The organism is Streptomyces pactum (assembly GCF_016031615.1).
GTDB lineage: Bacteria > Actinomycetota > Actinomycetes > Streptomycetales > Streptomycetaceae > Streptomyces > Streptomyces pactus.
Genome location: NZ_JACYXC010000001.1, coordinates 4,613,869 through 4,631,083 on the forward strand (window position 1 = coordinate 4,613,869; position 17,215 = coordinate 4,631,083).

The following is a 17,215-nucleotide window of genomic DNA, read 5'->3' on the forward strand; positions in this document are numbered from 1 at the left end:
ATGCGTTCCGGCACCGGTCGGCACCGCCGTCCCCGTCAGGCCCCAGCCATCGTCGTAGCGGCGGGGGTGACCGGCGCGGGCATCGCACTGCCGCTGCTCGGTGCCTCCGCCGCCCACGCCGCGGACACCCACACCTGGGACCGGGTCGCGGAGTGCGAGAGCGGCGGGATGTGGAGCGCCAACTCCGGCAACGGCTTCTACGGCGGCCTCCAGCTGACCCTGGACATGTGGAAGACCTACGGCGGTACGGCCTACGCCCCGCGCCCCGACCTCGCCAGCAGATCCCAGCAGATTGCCGTCGCCGAGACGATGCTGCGCGACCGCGGGCCGCAGGGCTGGCCGGCCTGTGCCCTGGACGCCGGTCTCACCGAGGGCGGCGCGGCCCCCGAGGTGAACCCCGGCCGCACCACCGCCCCGCTGCCCGACCCGTCCGAGGACGACCGCCCGGACACCGGGGACCGGACGCCCGCGGACCGCACCGGTCCGGCGGACCGGACCGCCGGCGAGCTGGACGGCGCCCGGGACACCGCGACCGGCCGGGACGCCGCCGGCGAGGACCGCGCGGACCGGGACACGGCGGGGCGCGGCGAGCGGCCCGCCACCGACGCGGACGGCGACCGGGACCGCTCCGGCGGCACCGGCGACCCGGACGGCCGCACCGGCGACCGGGCGCCGGCCGGGACCGACGGGCGCAGCGGCGAGATGGCCGACGGCCGCTCCGGCGAGATGGCCGGCGGGCCCGCGGACGGGCGTACGGACACCCCGGCCGGCGAGGAGGCCGAGGGCCGCTCCGGCACCGCGCCCGGTGACGCCCCGGACCGGGACGCGGCGGACCCCGCGCCCGCCACCGGCACCGGCAAGCACCGCGGCGCCCCGGACGACCGGCCCGCCGGTGACGGCGAGCGGGGCGGCGGGCGCCACGCCGACCGGAGTCAGCAGCGGGACACCCCCGGGACGCCCGGCAGCGGCGCCGACCGCTACACCGTGCGCCCCGGTGACAACCTGTCGGTCATCGCCGAGGACCTCCAGGTGCCCGGCGGCTGGCCGGCCCTCTACGACGCCAACGAGAAGACCGTCGGCGACGACCCCGACCTCATCCACCCCGGACAGCGGCTCGTGGTCGAGGAGGGCGCCGGAACCGCGGCGCCCTGACGGCAGCGCGCCACCGGGACGCAAGTGGAGTGACGAGGAGGGCGCAGGCGGGCGCCGAGGGGGCGCGGACGAGGCGCCGGCCGGGTGCTGACGGGGTGTCCGGGCGGTGTCCCCGGTCGGCGCGCCGCCGGCCGGGAACGGGACGGGGGGCGCGCCGACCGCGGCCGGGGCGCGAGCGCACCCCGGCCCCGGGATCGGCGGACCGTGCGCCGGACCTGACGGGGGGTCGGCGCACGCTCCGGCCTGCCCTCGGCGCAGTGCTTCCACCTGATCTGTCCGGTTTGCTGAAAGTGAGATATGGATCTCGTTCTCTCACTGGTCCAGCACTCTTGACCGGACTCGCGGCATACGTCCTGACCTGCATTGATAACGAATCGTTAGCAACGAACCAAGGTAAATCGCACAGCTGTTGGGGTTTGAGGTCCTCCGGGTGTTGTGCTTACCGTCGTCCTCGTCCGCCACTGCGGGCACCGCCGACCGGCACGCCGAGTCCTGCCACCGGTCGGAGGGTCGGTCGACGCGTCAGCGCCGAAGGCAGGAGCGGGGGACCCAGGATTCACGCCGGGCTCACCCCCGGCTCGGGGTTAAGCCGGGTACGGACTTCCGTATCCGGCCGGGCACCTCACATGGCCCGCACCCGACAGCTCACCTCGCAGGCGTCGGTGTGAGGAAAAGAAGCCAGCATGTTCAAGTCCAAGGGCAAGCACCGCCGTCCGTCCAAGGCGACCCGCATCGCCACCCTCGCCGGGGTCACCGGCGCCGCGGTGGCCGCGCCGCTGCTGGGCGCCGCCGGGCAGGCGTCCGCCGCCACCACCTCGCAGTGGGACGAGGTCGCCCGCTGCGAGTCCGGCGGCAACTGGTCGATCAACACCGGCAACGGCTACTACGGCGGCCTGCAGTTCTCGGCGTCCACCTGGGCCGCGTACGGCGGCACCGCCTACGCCCCGACCGCCGACAAGGCGACCAAGAGCCAGCAGATCGCGATAGCCCAGAAGGTGCTCGCCGGCCAGGGCAAGGGCGCCTGGCCGCACTGCGGGGTCAACCTGACCAGCGGTGGCTCGGCCGGCACCGGCAGCAGCACCCCGGCCCAGCGCCCGCAGCAGCAGACCCAGCCGAAGCAGCAGTCCCAGCCGCAGCAGCAGACCCGCCAGGCCCAGCCGCAGCAGCAGGCCCCGCGGCACGCCAAGCCGCAGGCGCAGCCGGAGGCCGACCGGTCCGCGCAGCCGGCCCCGACCACCCGCTCCCAGCAGCGCACCGCGCCGACGACGGTGCAGCGGGGCGACGGCGAGTACGCCGTCCGGGCCGGCGACACCCTCTCCACCATCGCCGCCGCGCACCACGTCCAGGGCGGCTGGGCCAAGCTGCACGAGCTGAACGAGGACGTCATCACCGACGCCGACCTGATCTACCCGGGCCAGCGGCTCCACCTGAGCTGACCCGTACGACCGGGCCCCGCCGCACCCACCCACGCCGAGGCGGGGCCCGCACCGGCCGGTGGCGTCCCGCCGCGGTGGACTTCGAGGGTTCCGGAGCCACCGCGGCGGGGCCACCGCCCCGGACCGGCCGTGGCGCGGGCCCGCCCCGACGGCACGCGCCGCCCGCCCGGACCCGGGGCCCCGGTCGCACCGGGGCCACGCCGCTCACCGGGTCCCGGGCCCCGGCCGGTCCGCCGCCGTCCCCGTGCCGCTCGCGCCGGCCCCCTGATCGCACCGGGGGACACGCCGCGCACCCGGTCCCCCGAGGACCGGGGCCGTGCCGCACACGGGCCCGGTGCCGACCGCTCCCCGTCCCCGGCGCCCGCCCAGCCGTGGCCGCCGCTCGCCCCCCGGCGTTCGCGGTCGCCGGCGCCGGGTGCGGCGCCCACCGGCCCTCCCGGCCCGCACCCGGTGGCCGGGCGGTCGGCGCCCCGGGCCCGCACCGGGCGCTCCGGCCGGGCGTTGGCGGTTTCCCGCCGCCGGGCGTCCACCGTCCGCCGGTCCGTCGCTCGCCGGTTCCGCGGTCCCACCGCTCGCCGGTTCCGCCGTCCGTCCGGCCCGCCGTTCGCCGTCCGGCCCGCCGTTCGCCGTCCGACCGGGCGGTCACCGTCCCCCCGGTCCGCCGTCCGCCGTGTCCGCCGTCCCCAGGGCGAGGTGCGGCGGCAGCGGTCCCGGCGGTCCGGCGGGGCCCGTCTCCGCTGGGCCCCGCCGGGCCGGACGCTGCACCCCGGCCCGCCGTACGGACCGCCCGGCCCCTCCGCTCGGGGGCCGGGCGGCCCTGCACCCGTGCCGCGGCCGCGCAGCCGCACCGCTGAGCAGTCCCCGGCCCGGGACATCCCGGCTCCGGCCGTACCCACCCGGTTCTCCCCGCTCACCCCGCCCGCTCACGCCGTCCCGCCCCGGCCGCGTCACCCCTGCCGTCCGGGCCTGCCTCCCGTGCGGAGGGCTCCGTCACCCCCGTGACGGCGGGCCCTGCGGTGATCCCCCCGTCCTCCCCGGCAGCCCCGCCCCGGCCGGGCCACGGCCCGGCAGCCCGTCCCGACCCACGTCCCGTCCCCCACCCGCGCCGCCCGGACCCGCTCCCCGGCCGCCCCTCGCCCGGCCGGCCGGCCGCCCTCGCCGCGTTACCGGCCGCCCCCGCCCCGCGGCGGTCCCGGTGGGCCGTCCGGGCGGGTGCCGCCGACCGGCGTGGCGGGGCCGTGGCGGGGGCGTACCGTCTCGTACCCCGGGCGTCGGGAGGGATCGGGCTCCCGGTCCGGTTAGGCTCATGCTGCAGACGCAGACCCACACGAAGGAGATCCTCGTGCCGTCCATCGACGTCGTCGTAGCTCGCGAGATCCTCGACTCGCGAGGCAACCCCACGGTCGAGGTCGAGGTCGGCCTCGACGACGGCAGCACCGGCCGTGCTGCCGTGCCGTCCGGCGCCTCGACCGGCGCCTTCGAGGCCCTGGAGCTGCGGGACGGCGACAAGAGCCGCTACGGCGGCAAGGGCGTCGAGAAGGCCGTGCTCGCCGTGATCGAGCAGATCGGTCCGGAGCTCGTCGGCTACGACGCCACCGAGCAGCGCCTGATCGACCAGGCGATGTTCGACCTCGACGCCACCCCGGACAAGTCGTCGCTCGGCGCCAACGCCATCCTCGGTGTCTCGCTCGCCGTGGCGCACGCCGCCTCGGAGGCGTCCGACCTCCCGCTCTTCCGGTACCTCGGCGGCCCCAACGCGCACCTGCTGCCGGTGCCGATGATGAACATCCTCAACGGCGGCTCGCACGCCGACTCCAACGTGGACATCCAGGAGTTCATGATCGCGCCGATCGGCGCCGAGTCGTTCTCCGAGGCGCTGCGCTGGGGCACCGAGGTGTACCACACCCTCAAGGCGGTGCTGAAGGAGCGCGGCCTGTCCACCGGCCTCGGCGACGAGGGCGGCTTCGCCCCCAACCTGGACTCCAACCGCGAGGCGCTGGACCTCATCCTGGAGGCCATCCGCAAGGCCGGTTACACCCCCGGCCAGGACGTGGCGCTCGCGCTCGACGTGGCCGCCTCCGAGTTCTACAAGGACGGCAGTTACGTCTTCGAGGGCAAGGAGCGCACCGCCGCCGAGATGACCGCGTACTACGAGGAGCTGGTCGACGCCTACCCGCTGGTCTCCATCGAGGACCCGCTCTTCGAGGACGACTGGGACGGCTGGAAGACCATCACCGCCAAGCTCGGCGACAAGGTCCAGCTCGTCGGTGACGACCTGTTCGTCACCAACCCCGAGCGGCTGGGCCGCGGCATCGAGGAGAACGCCGCCAACGCCCTGCTGGTCAAGGTGAACCAGATCGGTTCGCTGACCGAGACCCTGGACGCGGTCGAGCTGGCCCAGCGCAACGGCTTCAAGTGCATGATGTCGCACCGCTCCGGCGAGACCGAGGACGTCACCATCGCCGACCTGGCCGTCGCCACCAACTGCGGCCAGATCAAGACCGGTGCCCCGGCCCGCTCCGAGCGCGTCGCCAAGTACAACCAGCTGCTGCGCATCGAGGAGATCCTGGACGACGCCGCGGTCTACGCGGGCCGCTCCGCGTTCCCCCGCTTCAAGGGCTGACCCCGGCGCGGCACCCCGCCCGGCGCCACGGCGCGGGCCGGGGTGCCGGCCGGCCGTTCCGCACGCGTTCCGACCCCGCCCCGGTCCCGTACCGTGGGCGGGACGGACCGCACCGACGAGACCGAGGCAGGGAGGCGGCATGGGCACGGACCGGGACCGGTTCTCGACCGCGACCAGACTCAAGGCGCTCGGTGAGCACGCCGCGGCCCGGGTCTACCGGGCGCGGGGCCGCCGCAACCGCCTCACCGGCCGCGCGGCGCTGCTCGCCCTCGTCGTCTGCTCCATGGTGGTGGCCCTCGCCTACCCGATACGGCAGTACGTCTCCCAGCGCTCGGACATCGCCGAGCAGCGGCGGCGGGCCGAGCAGGCCGCCGAGGAGGGCGAGAAGCTCCGCGAGGAGAAGGCCCGGCTCCAGGACCCCGCCTACATCGAGCGGCTGGCCCGTGAGCACCTGCACTACGTACGGCCCGGTGAGACCGGCTTCAGCATGCTCGGCGGGGCCCGGGACACCGGCCGCGCCGACGACCGGGGCGCCGGCGCACGACCCTGGTACCACAAGCTGCTGGAGGGCCTGGACACCGCGGACCGCGGGCCGAGCCCGGCGCCCGGTCCCTGATCCGGCGGCCGGTCCCGGCCCCGCCGGCGTCACCGCCGCCGTGGCCCCCGCCGCCGGGCCCCGCTGCCGACGCCCGCCCGCGGGCCGCCGGTGCCCCGGGCCCGCCGGTGGACGTCCCGGCCCGCGCCCGGCCGTCCGGCACCGCCCCTCCGCCTCCTCGTTCCAGCCGTCCGGCCCAGCCGTTCGTACCGACCGACCGCCCCAGCCGTCCGCCCAGCCGTTCGTACCGACCGAAGAGAACCCTCACCCATGGACACGCCCCCTCCGCAGACGGAGCCCACCCCGCCCACCGAGGCGGACATCGCAGCCTTCCAGGAGCAGTTGGGCCGCCCGCCGCGCGGCCTGCGCGCCATCGCCCACCGCTGCCCGTGCGGCAACCCCGACGTGGTGGAGACGGCGCCCCGCCTGGAGGACGGCACGCCGTTCCCGACCCTGTACTACCTGACCTGCCCGCGCGCCGCGTCCGCCATCGGCACCCTGGAGGCCGAGGGCGTGATGAAGGAGATGACGCAGCGGCTGGCCACCGACCCGGAGCTGGCCGCCGCCTACCGGGCCGCGCACGAGGACTACATCTCCCGCCGGGACGCCATCGAGGTGCTGGAGGGCTTCCCCAGCGCCGGCGGCATGCCGGACCGGGTCAAGTGCCTGCACGTGCTCGTCGGCCACTCGCTGGCCGCCGGGCCGGGGGTGAACCCGCTGGGCGACGAGGCGATCGCGATGCTGCCCGAGTGGTGGCGCAGGGGCCCGTGCGTCACCCCGGCCGCCACCGGTGACACCGGCGACGCCGGGCGCCCCGGCGGCGCGGCGCGGGGCGACGACGGGGAGGACGGCCGATGAGGCGCGTCGCCGCCATCGACTGCGGCACCAACTCCATCCGGCTGCTGATCGCCGACGCGGACCCGGACACCGGCCGGCTGCGCGAGCTGGACCGGCGGATGCGGATCGTCCGGCTCGGCCAGGGCGTGGACCGCACCGGCCGGCTGGCCCCCGAGGCGCTGGAGCGCACCTTCGCGGCCTGCCGCGAGTACGCCGACGCCATAGCGGCCGAGGGCGGGGTGGACCGCATCCGGTTCGTCGCCACCTCGGCCTCCCGGGACGCCGAGAACCGCGCCGACTTCGTCCGCGGCGTGGTCGGCATCCTCGGCGTGGAACCCCAGGTGATCAGCGGCGACGAGGAGGCCGAGTACTCCTTCACCGGCGCCACCCGGGAACTCGCCGGGACCCGGACCGAACCGCCGGTCCTGGTGGTGGACATCGGGGGCGGCTCCACCGAGTTCGTGCTGGGCGAGGACCGGGTGCGGGCGGCGCGCAGCGTGGACATCGGCTGCGTGCGGATGACCGAGCGCCACCTCGCGGTGGACGGCCGGGTCGCCGACGTGCCGACCGCCGCTCAGATCGCCGCGGTGGAGGCGGACATCGCCGCCGCGCTGGACCTCGCCGCGCGGACCGTGCCGCTGGAGCAGGCGCGCACCCTGGTCGGACTGGCCGGCTCGGTCACCACCGTCGCCGCCATCGCGCTGGGCCTGCCCGCCTACGACTCCACCGCCGTGCACCACTCCCGGATCTCCCTGGAGCAGGTCCGGGAGGTCACCGGCCGGCTGCTCACCTCCACCCACGCCGAACGGGCCGCCATCCCGGTGATCCACCCGGGCCGGGTCGATGTGATCGCGGCCGGCGCCCTGGTGCTGCTGAAGATCATGGAGCGCGTCGGGGCCGCGGAGGTCGTGGTGAGCGAACACGACATCCTGGACGGCATCGCCTACGCGGCGGCGTCCGGGTCGCCCGGGTAGGCGGTCCGCCCGGCGGCAGCGCCCCGCCCGCCCCCGTCGTCCCGGCTTGCGGGTGGCGCCGGAGGGTAGCCAACTCCCTTCGGGGGGTGCCCGGTTGGCGGGTGACCGGGTCAAACGGCGGGGGGTGGGCGGAGGTTGGCGCGATCCGCTCGCTAAAGTCGTTCCTGAAGCGACGGGAGTGACGGAAGCGACGGGACAGGCCAGAGGGGCCGGAGCGACCGGTGCTGACGGGAGCCGGCCGGGCGGCCGCAGCCCGCTGACGCCGCCGGAGCGGCCGGGGCACGGCCCGCGGGCCGCTCGGCGCGGCGCGGGTGCCCGGTGCGGCGGTCCGGACGGACGGCGGAGGCCGGAGAGTGGTGCGGCGGCGGCCGGGCCCGCGGCGGACCCGGGTGAACGGATGAGGTGCGCGACGATGTGGCCACGGGTGGACGGGATGCGCGGGCTGGAGCTGGGGTCGCCGGGTGCCGTGCGCGACCGGCTCAACGCCCTGGTGCTGGCGGGTGAGAAGCGGGCCACCACGGTGCTGCTCGCCGAGTACGCGGAGGAGGCCGAGGGGATGGACCACCCCGGGGAGCGGCAGGCCCTGCTGGACAACGACGGCCGCCGGGTGGCCACCCTTGAGATCACCGGCGTCGCGACGCACCTGTTCGGCGAGGTCCCGTGGGAGCACGCCGCGGCCGAGGGCGAGGGGGACGCCTCCGTGGAGGAGTGGCGGGCCGGACACCGGCGGTACTGGGCGGAAGCCGGGACCCCGGTGGACGACGCCACCCCGGTGGTCTGTGTGGCGTTCCGGGTGCTGGAGGACGGGTGACGGCGGTGACCGCCTCCCGGACCGGCCGTGACCGCCTCCGGGGCCGGACGGCGGGGCGGCGGAGGGCGCGTGCCGGAGCCGGCGGACCGGCGGGGCCGCGGATGCCCGGAACCGGCGGCTCCGGGCCGTCGGCCACGGCCGGCCGGACCCCGGCGCGGTGCGTCCGGCAGGCCCCGGAGAAGGGTCCGCGCGGGCCCGGCGAGGGGGCCGCAGAGGCCCCCGGGGCGGCCCCGGGTACGGCCCGGTAGCCCCCGCCGGGAAAAACTTCGTGAAATCCTTCACATGAAAAATCGGTGCGATGGCCACATCCTGAGGTCATCGAGCCCCTTTTCATGCGCCAGCAAGGGTCGTTGACCGTCTTCCGCCGTGATTCCCAAGGGGGGCCAGGGGGTCCGGGAACCGGCTGGTTCAGCCGCGGCGGGCGGTCCCGACGCAGATCAACAGGGGTGAACAACGTACCCGCGCATGATCTGGTTCCCTCCGCCGGGTATGGCGTGGGTCACGTGGGCGGCGGAGTGTAGCAGATGCCTTTCGCATCCTTGTGAAGGGGCTCACGAGCACCCCCCCAACGGGTGCTGGATACTCGAATCATGAGCACCACGGAGCGTCCCAGGATCCTCGTAGTAGGCGGTGGGTACGTCGGCCTGTACGCGGCGCGCCGCATCCTGAAGAAGATGCGGTACGGCGAGGCGACCGTCACGGTCGTGGACCCGCGCTCGTACATGACGTACCAGCCCTTCCTCCCCGAAGCTGCTGCCGGCAGCATCTCCCCGCGGCACGTCGTGGTTCCGCTGCGACGCGTGCTCCCCAAGGCGGAGGTCCTCACCGGTCGCGTCACGACCATCGATCAGGACCGCAAGGTCGCCACCGTCCAGCCGCTGGTCGGCTCGGCCTACGAGCTGCCCTTCGACTACCTGGTCGTGGCGCTCGGCGCGGTGTCCCGGACCTTCCCGATCCCCGGGCTCGCCGAGAACGGCATCGGCATGAAGGGCATCGAGGAGGCCATCGGCCTGCGCAACCACGTCCTCGAACAGCTCGACAAGGCCGACTCGACCACCGATGAGGAGATCCGCCGCAAGGCGCTCACCTTCGTCTTCGTCGGCGGCGGCTTCGCCGGTGCGGAGACCATCGGCGAGGTCGAGGACATGGCGCGGGACGCCGCCAAGTACTACCCGAGCATCAAGCGCGAGGACATGCGGTTCATCCTCGTCGACGCCGCCGACAAGATCCTCCCGGAGGTCGGCCCCAAGCTCGGCAAGTGGGGTCTGGAGCACCTCCAGAAGCGCGGTGTCGAGGTCTACCTGCAGACCTCCATGGAGTCCTGCGTCGACGGCCACGTGGTGCTCAAGAACGGCCTGGAGGTGGACTCCAGCACCATCGTGTGGACCGCGGGTGTCAAGCCCAACCCGGCGCTGGCCCGCTTCGGCCTGCCGCTCGGCCCGCGCGGCCACGTGGACACCGCCGCCACCCTGCAGGTGAAGGGCACCGACTACATATGGGCCGCGGGCGACAACGCCCAGGTGCCGGACCTCGCCGTCGGTGAGGGCGCCTGGTGCCCGCCCAACGCCCAGCACGCGCTGCGTCAGGCCAAGGTCCTCGGCGACAACGTCATCTCGGGCATGCGGGGCTTCCCGCAGCGCGAGTACAAGCACGCCAACAAGGGCGCCGTGGCCGGCCTGGGCCTGCACAAGGGCGTCGCCATGCTGGTCTTCGGCAAGATGAAGATCAAGCTGAAGGGCCGCCTCGCCTGGTACATGCACCGTGGCTACCACGGCATGGCGATGCCGACCTTCAACCGCAAGATCCGCGTGCTCGCCGACTGGACGCTGGGCATGTTCCTCAAGCGCGAGGTCGTCTCGCTCGGCGCCATCGAGAACCCCCGCGAGGAGTTCTACGAGGCCGCCGCGCCGGTGTCCGCGGCCGCGGCGAAGAAGGCCGACAGCCCGGTCGAGGGGGCCAAGACCTCCTGACCCGGCGCGGCCGGCCCGGACGCGCGCCACGCGCCGGGCGGGCCGCCGATGGTCCACAACGCCGAAGGGCGCTCGCCAATCCGTGGGGCGAGCGCCCTTCGGCGTACCCGTGTCCGGGCCGGCTCGCGTCCGCCCCCGGCCCCCGTACGCGTATCCGGGTGCGGCGACGGGGAGCGGGGCCGTGCCGGGGCCGGACGGGACCCGCCCGCCCGCGCGAGGGCGCCCACGCGGCCCGTACCGCCGCGCGCCCGGCGTACCACGCCCGCGCGTCCCCGCTCCGTCGCGCAGGGCGGGCGCGGGTCTGGCTGTCCCCGCTCCCGTCGCCCACCGCGCCCGCGCGTCCCCGCCGCGCGCGTTCCCGTCGTACCCCGCGCCCCGCGGCCCGCGCCCCGCACGTCCGCGGCCATGGCGACGTACGCCGCGCACGGCCGCGTACCGCCGCGCACGGCGCCGTGCCGCGCGCCCGCGCCCGCCGTGAACCCCCGGCCGTCCCGCCGCCCTCCCGCCACGGGCGGGAGGGCGGCGGGACGGGCGTCGCCGGGGCCGTTCGGCTGAAACCCTCCTTTACCGTTTCCAGACGTGCCTGCGGGACTGGACTCCGTGCCCCACGGTGTTTACGTGGTGGGTGAACCCTTCCATGACCCGCCATCACGGAGGTGCGACATGGCCGATGCCGCCGAACGGCTCACCGCGCTCGCCGAGGAGGTGCTGGGAGCCCCGCTCCCGGTCCGTATCCGGGCCTGGGACGGCAGCGAGGCCGGCCCTCCCGTCACGACCGGAGCGGCGGCCGCCGGCGCCCCCGTCCTGGTGCTGCGCCGCCGCCGGGCGCTCCACCGCATGCTGTGGAAGCCCGGCGAACTGGGTCTGGCCCGGGCCTGGGTCGCCGGGGACATCGACGTCGAGGGCGATCTGTACGAGGTGCTGGACAAGCTGGCCGGGCTGCTCTGGGAGCGGGAACCGCGGTCCGGGCGGAAACCCGGCCCCGCGGCGCTGCTGCACGCCGTCCGCGACCCCCGGCTGCGCGCCGCGGCCCGCGAACTGCTCGCCCTGGCCGGGCCCGCCCTGCCACCGGCGCCGCCCGCCGAGGAGGCCCGGGAGCGGCGCGGCCCGCTGCACACCCTCCGCCGGGACAAGGCGGCCATCAGCCACCACTACGACGTCGGCAACGACTTCTACGAGATGGTGCTGGGCCCCTCGATGGTCTACTCGTGCGCCTACTGGGACCGCCCCGGTGACGACGCCGGCGCGCTGCCCAGGCCCTTCACCCTGGAGGACGCCCAGTACGCCAAACTCGACCTGATCTGCCGCAAGTTGGACCTCGCCCCCGGTCGCCGGCTGCTGGACGTGGGCTGCGGCTGGGGGTCGATGGTGCTGCACGCCGCCCGGGAGTACGGCGTCCGGGCGGTCGGCATCACCCTCTCCGAGGAGCAGGCGGCGTACGCCCGCAAGCGCGTCGCGGACGCCGGGCTCACCGACCGGGTGGAGATCCGCGTCCAGGACTACCGGCGCGTCACGGACGGGCCGTTCGACGCCATTTCCTCCATCGGCATGGCCGAGCACGTCGGGTCCGCCCAGTACGCCCGGTACGCCGCCGACCTGTTCCGGCTGCTGCGCCCCGGCGGACGGCTGCTCAACCACCAGATCGCGCGCCGTCCCGAACCGGACGAGGAGGCGTACGAGGTCGACGAGTTCATCGACCGGTACGTCTTCCCCGACGGGGAGCTGGCCCCGGTCGGCCGGACCGTCGCCCAGCTGGAGGAGGCCGGTTTCGAGGTGCGGGACGTGGAGGCGCTGCGCGAGCACTACGCGCTGACGCTGCGCGCCTGGGTGGCCAACCTGGAGGCGAACTGGACGCGGGCGGTCCGGGCCACCTCCCCGGGGCGGGCCCGGGTCTGGCGGCTGTACATGGCGGCGTCCGCGCTCTCCTTCGAACGCAACCGGATCGGCGTCAACCAGGTGCTGGCCGTCCGCACGCCGGAGTCCGGCGCGTCCGGCATGCCGCTGCGGGCCCGCGACTGGCGCGCCCGCTGACCGTGTCCGGCCGGCCCCGTGCCCACCGGCCGGCCCCGGCAGCGGGAACGGGCGGGCCCGCGGCCCCGGGGCGCGGGTGACCACGCGTCACCCGCGCCCGCGCTGCGCGCCCCACCCGTGCCCGTGCCCGCGCCCACGCGCGGCACCCGCGGGCGCGGCGGGCCCCGGAACACGCGGCCCGGGGCCCCGGGAAACGCGCCGGGGCCCCGGGACGCGGTCGGCGTCCCGGGGCCCCGTTCGTGCGGGCCGGCCGTGGTGCCTACTCGGCCTTGATGGCGGCCAGCATGTTGAGCTTCGCGGCGCGGCGGGCCGGCCAGAGCGCGGCCAGCACACCGACCAGTCCGGCCAGCACCAGGAAGATCACGATCCGGCCCCAGGGCAGCACCAGGGTGTAGGTGGACAGGCCGCTGGCGATCAGCTCACCGGCCGCCCAGCCGAAGAACAGACCCAGGCCCACCCCGAGCACCCCGCCGAAGAGCGAGATGACCAGCGACTCCAGCCGGACCATGCGCTTGATGCCGCGCCGGTCCAGGCCGATCGCCCGCAGCATGCCGATCTCCTGCGACCGCTCGAAGACCGACATCGCCAGGGTGTTGATGACGCCCAGGACGGCGACGATGACCGCCATGCCGAGCAGGCCGTAGAGCATGTTCAGCATCAGGTTGAAGAACTGGGCGATGTCGTTGGAGACGTCGTCCATGGTCTGCACCCGGATCGCCGGGTTGTCGCCGAGCGCCTTCTCCAGCTTCTCCTGGGTGGCCTCGGTCGGGCCGCCGTCCGTCTTCAGCATCACCTGGAAGTCGTTGACGCGGTCGACGTGCGGGGTGAGCGTGGCGTTGTCCACCATGACCCCGCGGATCATCTCGTTGCCCTCGTAGATCCCGCCGACCTCCATGGTCTCCCGGGCGCGGTCCTCGAAGGTGACGTCGAGGGTGGTGCCGACCTTCCAGCCCTTGTCCTCGGCCATGTCCTCGTCCACCACGACGGTGTTCCCGCGGAGCGCGGAGAACGAGCCCGCGGAGAACTTGAGGTCGACCAGCTGCTGAATCTCCTTGCCGTCGACGCCCATGATCGTCTCGTCGTCCCGGCCGATGAGCGTCTCGGACATCCGCAGCGGGCTGGAGGCGGTGACCACGTCCAGGCCGGCCAGCTTCTTCCCGACCTCGGGGGAGAGCGGCGTGCTGGAGTCCACGTCGCCCATCGAGACGAAGAAGTCCGCGCTCAGGGAGTCCCGGGCCATCTTGTCGATGCTCTTCTGCACGCTGCCCGCGATCACCGTCAGACCGGTGATCAGGGTGAGTCCGATCATCAGCGCGGAGGCGGTGGCGGCGGTCCGGCGCGGGTTGCGCACCGCGTTCTGCCGGGCCAGCTTGCCGGAGATGCCGAAGGCGCGCAGCACCGGGCCGACGGCGGCGATCAGCGGCCGGGACAGCAGCGGGGTCAGCACGAAGACGCCGATCAGCAGCACCACGGCGCCCAGCCCCATGATGGTCTTGCCGTCGTCCATGGAGGTGCCGCTGATCACCATCACGGCACCGATGGCGGCCAGTACGGCGCCGATGCTGTTGCGCACCACCAGGCTGCGGGTGGTGGCCACGGCGTGCACGCTGTTCATCGCGGCCACCGGGGGGATCTTCGCGGCGCGGCGGCCCGGCAGCCAGGCGGCGAGCACGGTCACCACGACACCGACCACCAGGGCGGTGATCACGGTGTTCGGCGAGATGACCAGCGGGCCGTCCGGGACGGTGGCGCCGGTGGAGCTGAGCAGCGAGCGCAGCCCGGCGCCGATGCCGATGCCGGCCACCAGACCGACCACGGACGCCACCAGACCCACCAGGGTGGCCTCGATCAGCACCGAGCGGGTCACCTGGCGGCGGCTGGCGCCGACCGCGCGGAGCAGGGCCAGCTCCTTGGTGCGCTGGGCGACCAGCATGGTGAAGGTGTTGGCGATGATGAAGATGCCCACGAAGAGCGCGATGCCGGCGAAGACCAGCATGATGGTCTGCAGGGTGCTGCTGCTCTGCTCGATGGCCTCGGCCTGGTCGTCGGAGAGCTTCTTGCCGGTGAAGGACTCGGCCTCGCCCTTGGGCAGGATCTTGTCCACCGCGGCCTTCAGCGCCTCCTGGGAGGTGCCGGGGGCGGCCTTGAGGTCGATCTCGTTGTACGCGCCGGGCTTCGCGAACAGCTTCTGCGCGGTCGGGGTGTCGAACAGCGCGAGCGAGCCGCCGGCCGCGACGTTGCCGTCGTCGGTGGTGAAGACGCCGGTGATCTTCTGCTCCAGCACCGGGCCGTCCACCGAGAGCCGGATGGTGTCCCCGACCTTGTAGCCGCCCTTGTCGGCGCTCTTGGTGTCCAGGGCCACCTCACCGGCGGCGCGGGGTCCGCGGCCGTCCTGCATGGTGTAGCGGGAGTCCTTGCCGTCCTTGCCCGGGTAGTAGTTGGACCCCATGGTGGAGAAGCCGGCGCCGAGCAGGTCGCCGTCCTTGTCGGCCAGGGCGGTGAATCCGGAGACGGAGGCGGTGACCCGCTCCACGCCCGGCAGTGCGGAGGCGCGGTCCAGGAGCTGCTGGCTCAGGTCGGGGGCGGCGCCGGGCTTGTTCTTGTCGGCGTCGTCGGTCTCGGGCTTGATGGCGACGTCGACGTGGCTGAAGCCCTTTTCCGAGCTCTTCCGGTAGGCGTCGGAGATGGTGTTGGTGAACACCAGGGTGCCGGCGACGAACGCCACGCCGAGGAAGACGGCGAGCACGGTCATCAGCAGCCTGGCCTTGTGCGCGAGGACGTTGCGCAAGGCGGTACGGAACATGGGTGTGGTCAGTCCTGGTCAGAGGGCCGGTACGGGCGGCGGCGAAGCGTTCGGCGGGGCCGGTGGCCGGCCGGTCGGCGCGGCGGGCGGTGCCGGGGCACGTCCTGGTCGGGGACGGGCCCGGGTGGGCGGGAGGCCGGCGGTAAGCCGGCCGCGGGTCAGCTGACCCGGCCCTTGGCGTCGAAGCGCTTCATGCGGTCGAGCACGGTGTCGGCGGTCGGTTCCCGCAGCTCGTCGACGATGCGGCCGTCGGCGAGGAAGACCACGCGGTCCGCGTAGGAGGCGGCGACCGGGTCGTGGGTGACCATCACGACGGTCTGGCCCAGCTCGCGCACCGAGTTCCGCAGGAACCCGAGCACCTCGGCGCCGGAGCGCGAGTCGAGGTTGCCGGTGGGCTCGTCGGCGAAGATGATCTCGGGCTTGCCGGCCAGCGCACGGGCCACCGCGACCCGCTGCTGCTGACCGCCGGAGAGCTGGTTGGGGCGGTGCTTGAGGCGCCCGGACAGACCCACGGTCGCCACCACCTGGTCGAGCCAGGCCTGGTCCGCCTTGCGGCCCGCGATGTCCATCGGGAGGGTGATGTTCTCCAGCGCGGTCAGTGTCGGCAGCAGGTTGAACGCCTGGAAGATGAAGCCGATCTTGTCGCGGCGGAGCTGGGTGAGCTTCTTGTCCTTGAGGGTGGTCAGCTCCACGTCCCCGATCCGCGCGGAACCGCTGGAGATGGTGTCCAGCCCGGCCATGCAGTGCATCAGCGTGGACTTGCCGGAGCCCGACGGTCCCATGATCGCGGTGAACTCGCCCTGCTGGAACGAGACCGAGACGGCGTCCAGGGCGACCACCTGGGTCTCGCCCTGGCCGTAGACCTTGGTGAGGTCCGTGGCGTGCGCGGCCGCCGCGGTGTAGCGGGGGGCCGCCTGGACGCCGGAAGGGGTGGTGGTCACGGGGAGCGCTCCTGTCGGATCGGAAACCTGTCGGACGGACGTCAGATCTGTTCGAGGTGACTCCATCGTCCCCGCTCCGCACGGGCCGCGGATCAGCCCGTGTGCCCGTTCCGGGAGCGACCAGGGACGGATACCGGTGGCCGGATCCTCATCCTTGGGTAGGAGGAGCCGCCCGGACGCACGGGCGGAGCCGGTGGTTCCGGCTGTCGGGGCGGGCGGGACGCCAGGGGACCGAGGGGCCGCCGGGGCGTGGGGAGGGGCCGCGCAGCCGTGCGGCGCCGGGGCGCCCTGCCGGGCCCGCGCCCTGGCCCGCGCCCGGCCCGGGGTGTCCGCGGGCACGGACGGAACGGTTCCGCCGCGTGCGGGTGCCTCGGCGGCGCCGGAGGCCGCCGGGCCGGGCATCGAAATTCCGTCATTCACTGTCACTATCGGACCGCATCCGGTGACCAGCTTCATACGGCCCCTGGCATGTGCCAGGGGCCGCGCCCGGTTACTGATGCTCCCTCAGTTGCCAATAAAATAAGACAACCTCGGTTTCTCGTTCCGCTGTTCGGGGTGGGCTCCCCGGATAGGCTCGTCTCTGCTCTCCTTGGTGCGGGTCGTGCGCGCGTGACCTGAGAGCCAAGCCCGGATGGTGGAATGCAGACACGGCGAGCTTAAACCTCGCTGGCCTTCGGGCCGTGCCGGTTCGAGTCCGGCTCCGGGCACGCGCGGCCACCGGGCCGCACGCTGTGTACGGGACCGGTCGCCGACCGTCCCCGCGGCCCCGCCCGGGACCCCCTCCTCCGGCTCCGGATCCTCAGGGCGCCGGCCTTCCTCCCGGTCCCCTTCTTCCGTCGAGTCGTCCGCCGGGTTCCGTGCTCCTGCCGGGTCGTCCTCCGGGCTCCGTTCGCCCGCCGGGTCGTCCTCCCGTGCCGTTCTCCTGGTGGGTCCCCCTTCCCGGGCCTGTCCTCCTGTCGGGTCTGGCCTCTGGCCGGGCCTGTCTCCTCGCGCGGACCGGTCCTGCCGTGCGCCGTCCCGGGGCCGCCCCTGTCCGGGGGCG

The 17,215-nt window shown here is 74.6% G+C and carries 11 protein-coding genes, 1 tRNA gene and 1 riboswitch; of the genes, 10 read left to right on the plus strand and 2 right to left on the minus strand.

The features are described from left to right. Nucleotides 1-66 precede the first annotated feature (66 nt). The 9 genes from IHE55_RS18240 (at nucleotide 67) to IHE55_RS18280 (ending at nucleotide 12,429) form a co-directional block, all read left to right on the plus strand. Entirely contained in the window at nucleotides 67-1,152 is a 1,086-nt protein-coding gene (locus tag IHE55_RS18240; RefSeq protein WP_307826727.1) for a transglycosylase family protein, read from the plus strand. Nucleotides 1,153-1,668: 516 nt separating this feature from the next. Further along, a riboswitch (cyclic di-AMP (ydaO/yuaA leader) is annotated at nucleotides 1,669-1,826 on the plus strand. Nucleotides 1,827-1,835: 9 nt separating this feature from the next. Continuing rightward, entirely contained in the window at nucleotides 1,836-2,588 is a 753-nt protein-coding gene (locus tag IHE55_RS18245; RefSeq protein ID WP_197989993.1) for a LysM peptidoglycan-binding domain-containing protein, read from the plus strand. Nucleotides 2,589-3,930: 1,342 nt separating this feature from the next. Then, nucleotides 3,931-5,211, plus strand: a complete 1,281-nt coding sequence (gene eno, locus IHE55_RS18250; protein ID WP_197992095.1) for a phosphopyruvate hydratase — start codon at nucleotides 3,931-3,933, stop codon at nucleotides 5,209-5,211. Between the two features lie 139 nt (nucleotides 5,212-5,350). Then, complete coding sequence (locus IHE55_RS18255; protein WP_197989994.1) at nucleotides 5,351-5,827, plus strand: FtsB family cell division protein; 477 nt, start codon at nucleotides 5,351-5,353, stop codon at nucleotides 5,825-5,827. Between the two features lie 249 nt (nucleotides 5,828-6,076). Beyond that, a complete protein-coding gene (locus IHE55_RS18260) occupies nucleotides 6,077-6,664 on the plus strand; it encodes a DUF501 domain-containing protein (RefSeq protein WP_232265616.1) in 588 nt (195 codons plus the stop codon). Continuing rightward, nucleotides 6,661-7,617: a Ppx/GppA phosphatase family protein gene (locus IHE55_RS18265; RefSeq protein WP_197989995.1), complete on the plus strand. Its 957-nt coding sequence runs from the start codon at nucleotides 6,661-6,663 to the stop codon at nucleotides 7,615-7,617. Before IHE55_RS18260 ends, IHE55_RS18265 begins: the two co-directional genes overlap by 4 nt. Before the next feature lie 412 nt (nucleotides 7,618-8,029). Then, nucleotides 8,030-8,428 carry an ASCH domain-containing protein gene (locus tag IHE55_RS18270; RefSeq protein WP_197989996.1) on the plus strand — a complete coding sequence of 133 codons (399 nt, stop codon included), beginning with the start codon at nucleotides 8,030-8,032 and terminating at the stop codon, nucleotides 8,426-8,428. A gap of 590 nt (nucleotides 8,429-9,018) precedes the next feature. After that, entirely contained in the window at nucleotides 9,019-10,398 is a 1,380-nt protein-coding gene (locus IHE55_RS18275) for an NAD(P)/FAD-dependent oxidoreductase (RefSeq protein WP_197989997.1), read from the plus strand. 663 nt (nucleotides 10,399-11,061) lie between these two features. Then, nucleotides 11,062-12,429, plus strand: a complete 1,368-nt coding sequence (locus IHE55_RS18280; protein ID WP_197989998.1) for an SAM-dependent methyltransferase — start codon at nucleotides 11,062-11,064, stop codon at nucleotides 12,427-12,429. Nucleotides 12,430-12,688: 259 nt separating this feature from the next. On the opposite strand, the gene IHE55_RS18285 is transcribed toward IHE55_RS18280, so the two are convergent. Both IHE55_RS18285 and IHE55_RS18290 read right to left on the minus strand, forming a co-directional pair. Continuing rightward, nucleotides 12,689-15,232, minus strand: coding sequence for an ABC transporter permease (locus IHE55_RS18285; RefSeq protein ID WP_197989999.1), 2,544 nt, complete (start codon nucleotides 15,230-15,232; stop codon nucleotides 12,689-12,691). Nucleotides 15,233-15,390: 158 nt separating this feature from the next. Beyond that, nucleotides 15,391-16,239, minus strand: a complete 849-nt coding sequence (locus IHE55_RS18290; protein ID WP_372442694.1) for an ABC transporter ATP-binding protein — start codon at nucleotides 16,237-16,239, stop codon at nucleotides 15,391-15,393. Between the two features lie 559 nt (nucleotides 16,240-16,798). Between IHE55_RS18290 and IHE55_RS18295 the strand changes: the two genes are divergently transcribed. Continuing rightward, a tRNA-Leu gene (locus IHE55_RS18295) sits at nucleotides 16,799-16,880 on the plus strand. The last annotated feature ends 335 nt before the right edge of the window (nucleotides 16,881-17,215 follow it).

Bases quoted from the DNA above. Each gene is read 5' to 3' on its own strand.
- IHE55_RS18245 (WP_197989993.1), top strand. From the start codon at position 1,836: ATGTTCAAGTCCAAGGGCAAGCACCGCCGTCCGTCCAAGGCGACCCGC.
- IHE55_RS18255 (WP_197989994.1), top strand. From the start codon at position 5,351: ATGGGCACGGACCGGGACCGGTTCTCGACCGCGACCAGACTCAAGGCG.
- IHE55_RS18260 (WP_232265616.1), top strand. From the start codon at position 6,077: ATGGACACGCCCCCTCCGCAGACGGAGCCCACCCCGCCCACCGAGGCG.
- IHE55_RS18265 (WP_197989995.1), top strand. From the start codon at position 6,661: ATGAGGCGCGTCGCCGCCATCGACTGCGGCACCAACTCCATCCGGCTG.
- IHE55_RS18270 (WP_197989996.1), top strand. From the start codon at position 8,030: ATGTGGCCACGGGTGGACGGGATGCGCGGGCTGGAGCTGGGGTCGCCG.
- IHE55_RS18275 (WP_197989997.1), top strand. From the start codon at position 9,019: ATGAGCACCACGGAGCGTCCCAGGATCCTCGTAGTAGGCGGTGGGTAC.
- IHE55_RS18280 (WP_197989998.1), top strand. From the start codon at position 11,062: ATGGCCGATGCCGCCGAACGGCTCACCGCGCTCGCCGAGGAGGTGCTG.
- IHE55_RS18285 (WP_197989999.1), bottom strand. From the start codon at position 15,232: ATGTTCCGTACCGCCTTGCGCAACGTCCTCGCGCACAAGGCCAGGCTG.
- IHE55_RS18290 (WP_372442694.1), bottom strand. From the start codon at position 16,239: ATGGAGTCACCTCGAACAGATCTGACGTCCGTCCGACAGGTTTCCGAT.